This window comes from Facklamia sp. P12950 (assembly GCF_050409465.1).
GTDB lineage: Bacteria > Bacillota > Bacilli > Lactobacillales > Aerococcaceae > Facklamia.
In genome coordinates this window covers 1-14064 of the sequence record NZ_JBNUPK010000010.1, presented here as the reverse complement: position 1 = coordinate 14064, position 14064 = coordinate 1, and the positions used below count along the sequence as shown (strand labels likewise).

Genomic DNA, 14064 nt, shown 5'->3' with positions numbered 1-14064 from the left:
TATGAAGACTCAATTAATCAATAAATTGGTAAGTGGAATAGTTATTATGAATATTTTAAGCAGCAGTTTACCCAATGTTTTGGCAAGGGAAGTGAATTTAGCTAAAGAGGAGGTTGTGTATGGACTGTTAAATTATGACGGAAGCCTTAATGATGCCTATATAGTTAATATTTTTGATCAGGAAGGGGATATTACCGATTACGGTGACTATACTGAGGTTAGAAATATGACATCGGAGACTGAGTTGAAGCTAAAGGAGGGAAGGGTCGACTTTACGAATGGTAAAGATAAGCTGTATTATGAAGGGAAATTAAATAATCAACAACTACCATGGGCAATTTCGATTAAGTATTTACTTAATCAACAAGAAGCAAGCGCTCAAGACTTGGTGGGTCAATCAGGCGATTTGGAAATACAATTAAGGATTAAAGAAAATGAACAAGTGGATCCTTTCTTTTTTAATAATTATGGTCTTCAGGCTACTTTAGTTTTTGATACTGAAAAAGTAAAAGCTATTCAAGCAGAAGAAGCAACTATCGCTAATGTGGGGAAAAACAAACAATTAACTTATACTGTTTTACCTAAACAAGGTGCCAATTTTTCAATCAAGGCTAAAGTAGAAAATTTTGAAATGGAGCCAATCGCTATTAATGGTATCAATATCAATTTGGGATTTGATTTGGAAGATGCCAACTTGCTTGAAAAAATTGAAGAATTACAAAGTGGTGTTAAGCAAATAGATGAGGGGGCAGGCGAATTAAAAGATGGAGCTTTGCAATTAAGTGAAGGGTCTGGTCAATTAGCAAGTGGTAGTCAGCGTTTAGAAGAAGGAGCTGTCAGGGTAAATAACGGAATTGTCACGCTAAAAAAAGGGATTGAGCAAATGCATGCCGGATTAGTGGAGCTCGATAGTCATTCCGAAGAATTGAGACAAGGTTCGGATCAATTTAAAGCACTAATCAATGCATCGAATGATCAATTAAGCTTGCTAGCAGAAAAGTTAGGTAAGCTGCAACAATTAAATCAAGCATCGATCGAAATCCAAGCCGGAATAGGGGAGTTAAATAGTGGGATTACCCAATTGAATCAAAGTGTAGGCTACCAGCAATATACAGCAGCTTTAGGACAGAATGGTTTAGACATGCAGCAATTGCAAGCAGGCAATAATAATGGAATGCAAGCCGTAAACAATTTAAACCTATCCTTATCCAGTGTCGCTTCTCAAATCAGGGCTTCAGAAATTGAGAATAAGGAAGAGCTAGCTGCTCAGCTTGATCAAGTCATTGCTCAGACACAAGCAGCGAATTTGGAACAAGTACTTGCGGCTAACAATGCGATGATTGATGCCACAGCCCAATATTTAGAGACAGTTTCTAGCTCAACTATGCAACTACAAGCAGGTAGTCAAGAGTTGACGACTGCTTATTCAGACTTTCACGCAGCCATTCAAGCAATGGTTAGTACTTCAGATGAGCTAGTAGCTGAACTACCTAAATTAAGTAGCGGTGTGGAAGATTTGGCAGTTAAATATACTCAATTTGATCAAGGACTCGATGATTATACGGGATCTCTTGGAAAGCTTGTGTCCAGTCATCAAGCTATTTTAAATGGTATTAGAAGTTTAAGTGAGGGCAGCGCCTCATTAGTGGAAGGCAGTTCTTCATTAGACGCTAATTTGAATCGATTAGTTAACGCTTCTAATGATTTATATGAGGGCAGCGACAAACTAAAGCAAGGTTCTAATAAGTTTAAGAATAAAACAGCCGGCTTAGATCAAGAAGTAGAGCAAGAAATTGATGCGACTCTTTCTGAACTGACAGGAAATGCCAATCAACCGATTTCTTACGCTTCAAGCAAGAATGGAAAAATCAAGTCCGTGCAGTTTGTCTTGAAGACAGAAAAAATACAAGCAGACAAAGAAGAGCCAGAACTCGAGCGAGAAGAATCGCAACCTTCAGTCTGGGAAAAAATAAAAGATTTATTCCAAAAGAAAGAGGATTAAATAATTCATAAAATATTTATAGTTGTTGAATAATTAGTAGCCTAAAAGCAAAACAGTTCGAATAATCGCTTGAAGGGGTAACTGAGAAGAGGCGATTTGACAAAGATTTAATTTAAAAAATACTAAAACTATAAAAGAAGTTAGACTAAAGTGTCTAACTTTTTTTATAGGAGAGACTATTTTTTCTTAGCATTCAAGTCAATCGACCCAACTAAATAGGAGCGGCAATCAGGATTATTTGATAGCTTCATAATTTCATTATGCGCAAAGGTTTGATTAAAATCGTACAGAAAGTCATTGTTTTTAGTTTTGTAGATATTCAATCCATAAAGTAATAAGAAGGGGTTGGGTTGTAAACTTTCCCCCTTAATCATCATTGTAAATAAAGTTAAATGAATAAATAGGTAGGCTAATACAGAAGGCCATGTGAATGACTGAATCATATAGACCGTCGTCACATTGGAAATCAAAAAAGAGACGGGTTGACCATTGATATCGGTGATTTTATCTTTGGTAAAGTCTTCTATATGATATTGGTCTTGCTGAATATAGGCTTTACGGGCGTATTGCTTTTTCAAATGGGCATAGAGCCATCTACTTAAAAGACCTAAAACGAATAGGACCACGAGGACAATCAATATAACATGAAAATGATTGAGCTTGTATTGATCAAAGTTACTATAGAGTATTTTTAACGTGAACAAAATAATTGATAGGGACATGGAGCTGATATAATAGATAATTTGATAAAGTCTTGGTAAGTCTTTTAACATACTATTCCTTTCTTTTGCCAAAGTAACGTACAAAGTTAGTAAACCATAATATTTAATAAAATAAGAATGATATGCTTCAATCAAAACAATTACTGTTTAATTTTTAAATGTGTAATCGTTTTTAATCTTTTTTCAATTATTTGCTATAATAAGAGAAAAATGACGACGGAGGGTAGTTATGCGTATTGTTCAAATAGTCCTAGCAGAGGATGAAGCGATTCAACGAAAAAACATGACGCGGATGATTGAAGCAGCGTGTCAAACACTCCATATCAAGCCGATTATTACTTGTTATGAATCCGCCGAGGCTTTTTTATTTCATTTAGAAGACCATCAAGAATGGCAAATCGCTTTTCTCGATATTGAAATGGCTGAAATCAATGGCATGGAATTAGCCCATCAATTAAAAGAAAAGGCCCCTTATTTAAAGATTATTTTTGCTACGGCTTATGCGGAATATGCTGTGGAAGGCTACCAAGTAGATGCGCTAGATTTTTTGTTAAAGCCGATTAATACAACAGCAATAGAGCGAGCGCTTTCTAAATATCTGCTGATTCAACCGAAATCTGAACGTTTTCTGGTTGTTGAAGACCTGATAGGAAAGCAATATGTCTTGGAACTTGATGATTTGATCCTGGTTGAGGTTAATAAACGTGAGTTGCGGTTAGTTTTATTAGACCAAGAGCTTTTTATAACAGGGGCCTTAGCTCGTTTTAAAGAGGACTTAGACCAACGGTTTGTAGCACCACATCGTTCTTATTTAATTAATTTGAATCATGTTGAGAGTATTGGGAAAGAAGAAGTCATTCTTTCTTCTGGTGCAAAGGTTCCTCTCTCGCGTCGCTCAGTTAAGACAATTCAAAAGGCTTTTATCGAACATTATAAAGGAAGTGCCTTTTATGGTTAAAGCGTTAGTAAGTTTAGTGCTTTTTGTTTTATTGCTGAGTCTGTGGTATATCTACCGTTTAAGACTGGATTTGCGTTTTCATCAAATTCAGCAAAAGGAATTGGATGACTATGCACTGGAAGTCGAGTCAATCTACCGGCAGATGCGGGGTATCCGGCATGATTACCGCAACCATCTTCAAGTCATTCAAGCCTATTTAACCAGTCAAGACTATCAAGCCTTGGATCAGTATCTGCAAGAACTGACGAATGAAATGAATCAAGTGGATACGATTATTCGGACCGGAAACACCTTAATTGATGCCTTGGTTAATACCAAGTTGACTCGGGCTCAAGCAAAGGGAGTCGACGTTCATGCCAATGCAATCGCCCCTAAAAATCTAAGTATTCATTCGACGGATTTAGCCGTTATTTTAGGGAATTTATTAAACAATGCACTTGAAGCAACCATTCATGCAAAGGATAAGCAGCCGGCCTTTATCCGTTTATACATTGCCCCCTTAAAAAACACTTTTTATATCAGCGTTCAAAACTCCATGGCTCAAAGACCCAGACAGAACTTCTTATCTTTAAAAGCGCTCAACCGGCAAGGCTTTGGATTAAAACGGATTGATGCGGCAGTCAATAAAAATCAAGGCATTGTTAATAGACAATGGGAAGAAGGGGTTTTTGCGACAGAAGTTACCTTGCCTTTGCAAAATGACCACTCATGTCAAAATTAGAACCATTGATGCACTTTCTGTTTTGAAGGTGCATTTTCCTTCTATAATATTGTCAAGAAAAGGAGAGGTGATTGCAATGAGAGACCGCACCCATACTTTAAAATTTTTAGTCACTCGTTTGTGGCAATTTGATCAATGTTTTTTCTTTTATTATTTCCTCGATATTGTATTAAGAATTATGACCCCCCTTTATCAACTATTTGTATCGGTCCATCTTATTTCTATATTAATGAAAGAAAGTGACCTCTTATCCTTTTCAAAGCAAGTGTTAGGAGTCATCGGTGGATTAATTGTTTTGGAAGCTTTAAAAACATTTGTATTGACTACCATAGAAAAGCATAGAGTATCATTTCACATACATATGTTTAATGATGTTTTTGCAGAAAGAGCAAGATTGGATTATCCTCTGTTAGTCGGGTCAGATGCCGCTAAACTCTTTGATAATGCGTCACGGTGTTTAGACCATAGTGAGGAAGCATTGGGTGGTATCATTGCGAACTCTGCTGAAGTGATGATTGCCTTGCTATCCGTTTTAATCTACATCAATGTTTTAGCTCAACTGTCTAGTATCTTTCTCTTGTTACTGGTCGTGATGATCAGTGGCTTATTGGTAATCAAGCATTTCCAAAATAAATTATTAAAGGCTAATCGTCCCCTTCATGTCAAGAATAATACGAAGTTTAGCTATTTGAATCATACGATGGGAGATCAACGAGTGGCTAAAGATGTTCGACTCTATTCCATGAGCGCTTGGTTTAAGGACATTTTCGATCAACTTTGGGCAGACTATGAAAGGATTGTGCGCCCTGAGAATAAATGGAAACGGATTGAAGGGCTCTATGTAATGGGCATGCTAGTGATCATGATGGGCCTTGCATATCATCAAAGTGTGCAAGAGATTCGAGCAGGCCAAATGGAGCCGTCAAACTTTTTGATTTATGCGAGCTTGGTAACCATGATGGCAAGCAGTTTAACCAACTTTATTAATGCGAGCGCCACCTTTTTCTTACAAAATGAAAAGTTAATGGCTCTGTATTATTATTTTAACCAGAGACCCGTCTTGAACCACCAGCCGCACGAAGCAATACCACAAGAAATTAAAACAATCGAGTTTCGTAATGTGACCTACACTTATCCGAATGCGAACCGACCGATTATTAACAACTTCAATTTAAAGATTCATGCTAATGAAAAGCTAGCTATCGTGGGTGAAAATGGAGCAGGCAAAACCACTTTAATTAAATTAATGCTAGGACTTTTAAAACCCGATCATGGTGAAGTATTAATCAATGGCATTGATCGAAGTAAATTTGCTATTGAAGATTATTACCGCCTGTTTGCGCCTGTTTTTCAAGATAATTATCTTTTTACGTTTACGATCAAAGACACTATTCTTCAAGGATATGAGGAAGATTCGCTTCGTTACCACCAAGTGTTCAATCAAAGTGGTATGGCTAAAGTGGTGGCCAGTTTGCCTCACGGCGATCAAACTGCCATTGTTCGTGAAGTAAATAGTGAAGGCATGCAGTTATCCGGTGGACAATTACAAAAATTAAAGTTAGCGCAAGCTTTATACAAAAAGGCTCCAATATTAGTGCTTGATGAACCGACAGCGGCTCTTGACCCGATTAGTGAGAGTGAAGTCTATCAGAATTATTTAGCCTTTTCGAAAGGGAAGATCGCCCTGTTTATATCCCACCGTCTAGCCTCGACCCAATTTTGTGAGCGAATTATATATTTACATAAGGGGCAAGTAGCAGAAGAGGGAAGTCACAAAGACTTAATGCAAGAAAAGGGCGCTTATTATCATATGTTTGAAACGCAAGCTTATTATTATCGGGAGAAGATCACAGAGCCTGAGAGTGAAGAACTTAGTGAGCAAGGAGGATTAATCTAATGACCAAGCGCCAATTATTTCTAAGAACATTTAAAGATATCTGGCAGTACGGTAAGCAAGGGCTTCTTTATAAGTTAGTAATCAGTATTTTTTCTAGTGCCATTCCTTTCTTAAATTTCATCTACATTGCTCAAATCCTAACTCATTTAGCAGCCAAAGATTTCGACCACGTCTATCAGCTAATTGCTCAATACCTCGTGCTCTTTTTAATTTTAAATGCGCTGGTCCATTGGTTAAAACCAATGGTCGACAAAAAACATCAAGCCATACTGCGTAAAATAACGGCTTTACCTAACGAAAAATTACTGGTCATGAATTTCCACTATGCGGATGAGGCGACGATTAAGGAAAAAATCCACCAAATAAACCGTGATCAAATTCAAAATGCTTCCAGTTTCAAAGTTATTTATCATAACACTTACTTATTAGTGGAAGCTCTCGTTCAAATTGTTTTTGCCCTTATTCTTTTAACGCCTTTGTGGCAATTGGATAAAGGGTATCCTTTCAATTGGTTTCATCCTTATAGTTTAAATGGTATACTCATTGTTCTTATTATAGTAGTCATCACGCTTCAGACAATTTGGTCTCAAAAAACCATGCAAGGAGTGGACGAGTTATCCGTTTGGTTACTTAAGACGAATAATGCCTTTAATTATTTGGCTCATAACCTGAGTGAAGTAGAAGCTGGGAAAGAAGTGAGACTGTATCATTTACAAGATAAAATTAAACAGCATACGCAAAGGTATTTGGATGAATATAAGGTGTTTGAGAGAGTGTACTATGGAGGCTTTGGTAAAGTTCGCTTAATCAACAATGTGGGTTCACAACTTGTCACCGGAGCTATTTATTTATTAATTGGGGTACGTGTTATTTCTGGGAATTTATCGGTAGGCTTGGTTGTTCAAATGATTGGAGGGATCAACCAATTGATGGTGTCTTTGATTGAAGCCATGGCGTTTTTAAACATTTTTGCCCAAACAGCTCCCATGCAAAGGTACTATGAATTAATGGATTTACCTGATGAAGAAGCCAAAGGTTCTCTTCCGATTGAAAAAAGACTGGATAATGATTACCAATTGACTGTAAAGAACCTTTCTTTCACTTTCCCAGGTGCTGATCAAGCAACCTTACAGGGTATTACTGAAACGTTTGAAGTGGGCAAACACTATGCGATTGTTGGAGAGAATGGATCCGGTAAGACGACATTCATAAAAGTGTTGATGCGACTTTATGAACCCACTCAAGGAAAAGTTCTATTGAATAAAATTGATGCCGATAAATACGCTTTAAAAGAATTTTACCAATTATTCTCCGTGGTTTTTCAAGATTTCCGGTTGTTAGGACTTTCTATGGCAGAAAATATTGCAGTTCGACCAGATTATGATCGCCATCAAGTAAATAATGCGCTTAGAGAACTAGGTCTGAACGATTTTGTAGAAACGCTTGATAGAGGAATTGAAACATATTTAGGCACGGAGTATGATCCTGAGGGGGTCCATGTTTCTGGTGGGCAGGCTCAAAAAATTGCCATGGCCCGTGCCATATATAAAGATGCGCCAGTTTTTATTCTAGACGAGCCGACGGCAGCCTTAGATCCGGTGGCTGAATTTGAAATTTACCAAAATTTTTCCCAAATTGTAAGGGATAAAACAGCCTTCTATATTTCCCACCGTTTGTCTTCTTGCCGCTTTTGTGATGAAGTTCTCGTTTTTGATCGAGGACGAATTGTTCAAAGAGGCAGTCATGAAAACTTGGTTCACCAAGAAGGTAAATACAAGGAGTTGTGGCAAGCACAAGCACAGTATTATCAGTAAACAGTCACAGACATCTCTTGTTTTTGAGATGTCTGTAGTTGTATAGTTTTCGTTTTAAATAGTTGCCTTAAGTAACTCTTGTTCAGAATGATGGAAGGAAAACGCGTTAAAAAGTTTAGGCCCTGCACCCATCCAAACAGGATAGGAAGCACTATTAGCTGAAAATCGTTCATTGCTCAGAGCGAAGTTGATTTTTATTGGCCTGTTAAAGGCAAATTTATTTTTAATATCTAGTCGCTTAAATTTTTAATATAAAGAGAGTTTTAAGCAATATCATCATTTTAGTATTATAATATAATAACGTAAAATTTTTGATGCTGATTAAGATTCACTATGTAATTATAGGATAAGAAGTAATAATGTGAAAAAATTGTTCAACCACTGATAAAAAGTGGCCGGTTTTAGCCACACTATTAATGAGTGTAATAATAAGTGGATTTACGGTTAATGCTCAAAATAAATAGCCATCCAACCAAGAAACTTATTCTATTATAACTGCTTCTGATTATGCACCTTTTGAATTTACCGATGATGAAGGTAATCTTAAAGGAATTGACATTGAAATTCTCGAAGCTATAGCTGATGAAGCCGGCTTCAAGATTGATTATAAAATTATGCCTTCTTCTGGCCTGCAAGCCTTAGAAAGTAATCAAGCAGATGGGATGATTGCTGCTATGGGTATAACTATGAAAGAAAAGAGACCTTTGATTTCTCAGACCTTTATTTTGAAGTAGGCTCGATGTTTACAGTGAAAGAAGATTCGAAGATGGTGGGCGATATTTTGGAAGTTATGCCAAATTTAGCAAATGATGGAATGACCATGGTGGTAACCCACGAGATAGGCTTTGCCCGCGAAGTGTCAGACCGAGTGATCTTCGTGGAAGAAGGCTATGTAATTGAAGATGCCGATACCAATCTAATTTTTAAACATCCTGCCAAAGCCAGAACCAAAGAGTTCTTGGATAAGGTGTTATAATCAATTGCGACTCAGTCTAATTATAGGCTGAGTTTTTAATTGTATCTAACTAGTATATTAAGACGTGTACCTTCTTGAAAATAATATTGTTTAGGAAGATTTAAATATGCAACCCTTAGACCAACTCCACAAAACTATTGCAGACCCAATGAATCAAGCGTATAGTAAAAAAGGTGTTCTGCCACTTTATAAATAATGTAAGAGGAAAGATTAGTCATTGTGAAGCAAGCCCCAAGCAAAAACCAGAGGTCTGTCCCCTCTTTTGGAATGATCCCAGTATGTCTGGTCCAAGCCTTTGTTGCTGCGGCAGCAGCAACGGCTATTTTAGAACTTTTAATTGCTTATGGGGTGGAAGAAGTTATAAGTGCGGGCTGCTGTGGGACTTTAGAAGAGATAGCAGAAAATACTTTTTTAACTCCTTTTAAAGCCTTGCGAGACGAAGGGACTTCCTATCATTATCAAGAACCTACTCGTTTTGTTGAAATGAATTGTCATGCTTTAAAAGCGATTGAACAGGCCCTATCCTACCACCAAATGTGTTAATAACTTTGAAGACAGACGGACTCTACCGTAAAAGGAAGGACATGGTGGCTCATCGCAAGGAAGAAGGGTGAGCTGTAGTTGAGAAGATGATTCCTTTGATGATGCTCTCATTCTTTGATGAGATGCTGTGATGAATCTTTGATGAAAGATACTTTCGCCTTTTTAAGACTTACTTTAGCTTGTGATATAATTAAACGAAATAGAGGAGGAATAATATGCAGGTAAAGATTACAAGAAATGCTTATTTTATGGGGGGATTAATGCCCCTAACTGTCTATCAGGATGGCAAGTCAATTGGGAAAATACATACGAATGAGACAATCACTCTTGAGGTAGTAGAAGGTTCAACTATAGTTGTTAAGCAATTAGGGATGAGAAGCAATCCCCTAGAGGTCAAATCGGGTGATTATATAGAGATTTCAGGTAAACCCTGGTTAGGTCTCCTTCAAGTTGTTCTTCTAATTAGTTTTCTTTTTTTATCATATATTTCAGACAATACTTTTAAAATAATTAGTTATTTTATACTACCGATTCTCTATTTTTCCTCCGTATTTTTAATTGAAAATTTTAAGCTGGAGAAAAAGAAATAAAATCATCCTGTAATTTAGGAACTATTTTGCTATTCCATTTATAGATAATGAGAATCTAATGGCATCAATTATGCAGCTGATCGATGATTTATAGGCGAAAAAACAGGCTAATTGAATCATTATCTTGAGCTGTGTTTCAATCCTATTAAGCATAATGCTGATAAAAGTAACTCTAAGTATGAAGTTAAAAAGATCATTAAAAATAAGCGATTTCTAAGTGTCAAACTTCTGACAGCTCCAAGATGTCTTTTCTTATCCCGAGTCCAAATACTTTAGAAGTTTTGAGTAATAACTCCATTTATTTTAAGTCCCCCTTATAGAAAGGAGAAAAATAAGTGGATTTATATTTCTGAACGTTCGGAAATTCAACTTAAGAAACTTTAGATTAAAGTGAAACAAGTCCCAAATAGAGGACTATAATGAGCTTATTCTTAGCTTAGGAGGCAATTATGTCACAAAACAAATGGACACGCGCAGCGATCTTACAGGATATTAAGGAACAAAAGGTTCAATTCATTCGTTTAATGTTTACCGATATTATGGGGAAAATTAAAAACGTAGAAATTCCAGTCTCACAAATCGAAAAAGCTCTTGATAATAATATGACTTTTGATGGTTCCTCCATTGATGGTTTTGTTCGGATAGAAGAAAGTGATATGTATTTGGTACCGGATTATGATTCTTGGTTAGTTTATAATTGGAAAGAAGGAAGCGGTAATGTTGCTTCTTTAATTTGTGATGTGGAAACAGCCCATCGTCAGCCCTTCTCAGGTGATCCGAGAACTAACCTGAAAAGAGTGCTTACTAAAATGCAAAAACTAGGTTTTACTTCATTCAACTTGGGGCCAGAACCAGAATTTTATCTTTTTAAAAATGATGAGAATGGGAATCCCACCATGGAATTAAATGATAAGGGAGGCTATTTTGACTTAGCTCCGATTGATTCAGCAGAAAATACTCGTCGTGATATTGTTTTAGAGTTAGAAGACTTAGGGTTTGAGATTGAAGCCAGTCACCATGAATGCGGACCTGGCCAACACGAAATTGATTGGAAATATTCAGATGCTTTAACAGCTTGTGATAACATTCAAATTTTCAAATTAATTGTTCGCTCAGTAGCCCATCGTCATAATATGCACGCATCCTTTATGCCAAAACCGGTTTATGGTTTGGCAGGTTCAGGTATGCACTTTAATCTGTCTTTGTTTACAGAAGATGGTAATGCTTTTTATGACCCGGAAGGTAAAGAGGGGCTTTCGCAAACAGCTTATTATTTCATTGGTGGTTTAATGAAGTATGCATCAGCTTACACAGCTATTGTGAATCCAACTGTTAATTCATACAAGCGCTTAGTCAGTGGCTATGAAGCGCCTGTTTATATTGCCTGGTCTGGTCAAAACCGTTCACCATTAATTCGCATTCCAGCTGCGCGTGGTAATTCTACTCGTATCGAAGTTAGAAGTGTAGATCCTTCAGCTAATCCTTATTTAGCCTTAGCTTCACTATTAACAGCTGGACTAAAAGGGATTGAGGAGAAAATTACTCCTCCAGCAGAAGTACGTGAAAATATTTATGAAATGGATCAAGAAAAACGTATGCTTAAAGGGATCTATCAGCTCCCAGCTAGTTTAAAAGAGGCTGTGGATGCACTGAAGACCAGTCCAGAAATAATGGAAAGTTTAGGTGAACATATCGCCAGTAACTTTATTCGAGAAAAACATTGGAATATGAGGATTATTTAAAAAATGTTTCCCAATGGGAACTGGATCGATATTTTGAGACCTATTAATAGAGGTAGAGAAAATAAGGACTTAGCATTCTTTATTGCTTAGTTCTTATTTTATTGTTAAAATCAATAAGTAATTAATAAGAGCGCATCCATTAAAATAGGAGGGCTTAAATGACATGGAAAATAAAACAATTTAATGACTTGAGCACTTACGAACTTTATCAAATATTGCAATTACGGTGCCAAGTATTTGTGGTTGAGCAAAAGTGTCCCTATTTAGACATTGATTATTTAGATATAGAGGCTGATCATTTATTCCTTGAAGAAAATGGGGAAATATTTGCCTATTGTCGATTATTAGCTCCTGGGGTGAGTTTTGAAGAAGCATCAATTGGTCGTGTTTTGGTAAAAGAAGATCAACGGAATCAAGGCTTATCTTATCAAATAATGACTAAAGCTATTGAATTTCTATTTAATCAAAAAAATTATCCTTCGATCAAGCTATCCGGTCAAACTTATTTGATCGATTTTTACAAGGGCTTAGGCTTTCAACCAACTAGTTCAGTTTATCTTGAGGATAATATTGAACACATTGATTTACTGTTAAATAAGAAACTTCATAATGGAGAGAAGGAATGAAAAAATGAAAAAAATGATATTAAGTTTAATTGCAACCGTTGTGCTATTGCCACTAGTCAATCCTATTGATGCTGAGGATGACCAAACAACAGTGGAAGTAACTAGCGAGTATGTATCAAAAAAAGATGACCAAGCAATTATTGAATTTTTACCACAGGCTTATCTTGAAGCTAAGATGGAAGTAAGTGATGAAATTGAAGCCTTTAAAGAAAAATACAGAAAGTTCCGTTTAACGGAAGTCTATCAGGACCTGCTGAAAGAAGACCCGGAAGTTGAGAATTTTACCGGTTATATGTCGGTTGCTTTAAATCAGCTAAACAGTATAGTGGATCAAACTTACCTAGTTTATTTGAGAAACTACCAAGAGCGATTGGCTAAAATCGAACAAGATTTTGAGTTGGGACAATTGCAATTAACAGAAGAAGTTGCCAAGTTTGTTTCGGATTATTCTTTAACAGAGCCTGAGAAAGTAAAAGCTAAAGAATATAGTCAAGAGGAATTATTAACCCATTGGAAAAATTATGCCTATTACCAGCAAACATTAGACTTGGATAAACAAATGGAAAGTTTGTATCAAAAACATTTTGATAATCTTGCTTCATTGCCTGAAGACCAGCAAACTTATGAGGCCAATCGTGATAAAATTCAAGATATGTATCAGGAATTCGTAGATCAATTAGAATTTGCTGACCAAATTAAAAAAAGTGATTTGACTAAGATCAGTGAGTCGCAGGAGACGCTTAGTGATTTATTAGAACAATTAAAAAACATATCGCTTGAGGATGCAATTAAAGAGCAAAAGCTTTTTGAATAAATAGATTTTTATAGCCAGTTTTACTGGCTTTTTTATTACAAATATTACGAATGCGTATTATTCATTATTTTTACACAATGATATGATATACTTTGTAAGTGAAGTCAACCGAATTAATAAAGGAGGATCCATAATGAGACACAAAGCAATCAAGACAAGCCTATTGTCTATTTCAATGTCAGTATTAGCTACAGTAGCAGTTACTCAAATAGATAACTTACCAAGTGTTTATGCCCAAGAAAGTAATTATGCAATCGGTAGTTATACGGTACAGGCCGGCGACGGAGTTTATCGTATCGCGGTTAATCATGGAATGACTATGGATGAGTTGAAGGAATTAAATGGTTTAACTAGCAACCTAATCCATCCAGGAGATGTACTGAAGGTATGGGTGAAGAATGCTCATTCAGTTGTAGAAAATCAGGTAGATATTAAAGAGGAGACAACAGAAACACCTACAACAAAAACAGAAACAAGTCCGACAATTAATCAAAATGTTTCTACTAATCAACCAGCAGTATTTGTATCTCATGCAAAAACTTACACCGTACGTTCAGGCGATTGGTTAGCTAGAATAGCTGACATGCATGGGATTACGGTTGCGCAATTGAAGTCTTGGAATAATCTAAGAAGTGACTTAATTCATCCAGGCAATGTTT

At 36.4% G+C, this 14064-nt stretch carries 13 protein-coding genes and 1 pseudogene; 13 read left to right on the top strand and 1 reads right to left on the bottom strand.

What is annotated here, in order from left to right; genetic code table 11:
* Position 1 precedes the first annotated feature (1 nt).
* Complete coding sequence (locus ACQV2Q_RS08065) at positions 2 to 2002, top strand: hypothetical protein (RefSeq protein ID WP_428882445.1); 2001 nt, start codon at positions 2 to 4, stop codon at positions 2000 to 2002.
* A 176-nt stretch (positions 2003 to 2178) separates the two neighbouring features.
* On the opposite strand, the gene ACQV2Q_RS08060 is transcribed toward ACQV2Q_RS08065, so the two are convergent.
* Complete coding sequence (locus ACQV2Q_RS08060; RefSeq protein WP_428882444.1) at positions 2179 to 2796, bottom strand: hypothetical protein; 618 nt, start codon at positions 2794 to 2796, stop codon at positions 2179 to 2181.
* 157 nt (positions 2797 to 2953) lie between these two features.
* On the opposite strand from ACQV2Q_RS08060, the gene ACQV2Q_RS08055 reads away from it, so the two are divergent.
* The 12 genes and pseudogenes from ACQV2Q_RS08055 to ACQV2Q_RS08000 all read left to right on the top strand — a co-directional run.
* Positions 2954 to 3682 (top strand): LytR/AlgR family response regulator transcription factor, encoded by a 729-nt coding sequence (locus tag ACQV2Q_RS08055; RefSeq protein WP_428874109.1) that lies wholly within the window; start codon positions 2954 to 2956, stop codon positions 3680 to 3682.
* Positions 3675 to 4403, top strand: coding sequence for a sensor histidine kinase (locus ACQV2Q_RS08050; RefSeq protein ID WP_428874110.1), 729 nt, complete (start codon positions 3675 to 3677; stop codon positions 4401 to 4403). Before ACQV2Q_RS08055 ends, ACQV2Q_RS08050 begins: the two co-directional genes overlap by 8 nt.
* A gap of 49 nt (positions 4404 to 4452) precedes the next feature.
* On the top strand, positions 4453 to 6300 hold the full coding sequence (locus ACQV2Q_RS08045) for an ABC transporter ATP-binding protein (RefSeq protein WP_428882443.1): 1848 nt from the start codon (positions 4453 to 4455) through the stop codon (positions 6298 to 6300).
* Positions 6300 to 8114 (top strand): ABC transporter ATP-binding protein, encoded by a 1815-nt coding sequence (locus ACQV2Q_RS08040; RefSeq protein ID WP_428882442.1) that lies wholly within the window; start codon positions 6300 to 6302, stop codon positions 8112 to 8114. Before ACQV2Q_RS08045 ends, ACQV2Q_RS08040 begins: the two co-directional genes overlap by 1 nt.
* 488 nt (positions 8115 to 8602) lie before the next feature.
* Entirely contained in the window at positions 8603 to 8848 is a 246-nt protein-coding gene (locus ACQV2Q_RS08035) for a transporter substrate-binding domain-containing protein (RefSeq protein ID WP_428882467.1), read from the top strand.
* 5 nt (positions 8849 to 8853) lie between these two features.
* Positions 8854 to 9090, top strand: a complete 237-nt coding sequence (locus tag ACQV2Q_RS08030) for a hypothetical protein (protein ID WP_428874113.1) — start codon at positions 8854 to 8856, stop codon at positions 9088 to 9090.
* A gap of 267 nt (positions 9091 to 9357) precedes the next feature.
* On the top strand, positions 9358 to 9633 hold the full coding sequence (locus tag ACQV2Q_RS08025) for a hypothetical protein (RefSeq protein ID WP_428882440.1): 276 nt from the start codon (positions 9358 to 9360) through the stop codon (positions 9631 to 9633).
* Between the two features lie 215 nt (positions 9634 to 9848).
* Positions 9849 to 10223 carry a hypothetical protein gene (locus ACQV2Q_RS08020; protein ID WP_428874115.1) on the top strand — a complete coding sequence of 125 codons (375 nt, stop codon included), beginning with the start codon at positions 9849 to 9851 and terminating at the stop codon, positions 10221 to 10223.
* A gap of 449 nt (positions 10224 to 10672) precedes the next feature.
* Positions 10673 to 12012: pseudogene (glnA, locus tag ACQV2Q_RS08015) on the top strand (type I glutamate--ammonia ligase).
* Positions 12013 to 12123: 111 nt separating this feature from the next.
* The gene (locus ACQV2Q_RS08010) at positions 12124 to 12591 is read left to right on the top strand and encodes a GNAT family N-acetyltransferase (protein ID WP_428874117.1); all 468 of its coding nucleotides are present in this window, start codon (positions 12124 to 12126) and stop codon (positions 12589 to 12591) included.
* 4 nt (positions 12592 to 12595) lie between these two features.
* Positions 12596 to 13405 carry a hypothetical protein gene (locus tag ACQV2Q_RS08005; protein ID WP_428874118.1) on the top strand — a complete coding sequence of 270 codons (810 nt, stop codon included), beginning with the start codon at positions 12596 to 12598 and terminating at the stop codon, positions 13403 to 13405.
* Positions 13406 to 13538: 133 nt separating this feature from the next.
* A partial coding sequence (locus tag ACQV2Q_RS08000; protein WP_428882439.1) for a LysM peptidoglycan-binding domain-containing protein occupies positions 13539 to 14064 on the top strand: 526 nt, incomplete at its 3' end.

Coding starts and splice junctions, on each gene's coding strand:
- ACQV2Q_RS08055 (WP_428874109.1), top strand. CDS start 2,954: ATGCGTATTGTTCAAATAGTCCTAGCAGAGGATGAAGCGATTCAACGA.
- ACQV2Q_RS08025 (WP_428882440.1), top strand. CDS start 9,358: ATGATCCCAGTATGTCTGGTCCAAGCCTTTGTTGCTGCGGCAGCAGCA.
- ACQV2Q_RS08030 (WP_428874113.1), top strand. CDS start 8,854: ATGTTTACAGTGAAAGAAGATTCGAAGATGGTGGGCGATATTTTGGAA.
- ACQV2Q_RS08020 (WP_428874115.1), top strand. CDS start 9,849: ATGCAGGTAAAGATTACAAGAAATGCTTATTTTATGGGGGGATTAATG.
- ACQV2Q_RS08050 (WP_428874110.1), top strand. CDS start 3,675: ATGGTTAAAGCGTTAGTAAGTTTAGTGCTTTTTGTTTTATTGCTGAGT.
- ACQV2Q_RS08065 (WP_428882445.1), top strand. CDS start 2: ATGAAGACTCAATTAATCAATAAATTGGTAAGTGGAATAGTTATTATG.
- ACQV2Q_RS08040 (WP_428882442.1), top strand. CDS start 6,300: ATGACCAAGCGCCAATTATTTCTAAGAACATTTAAAGATATCTGGCAG.
- ACQV2Q_RS08005 (WP_428874118.1), top strand. CDS start 12,596: ATGAAAAAAATGATATTAAGTTTAATTGCAACCGTTGTGCTATTGCCA.
- ACQV2Q_RS08010 (WP_428874117.1), top strand. CDS start 12,124: ATGACATGGAAAATAAAACAATTTAATGACTTGAGCACTTACGAACTT.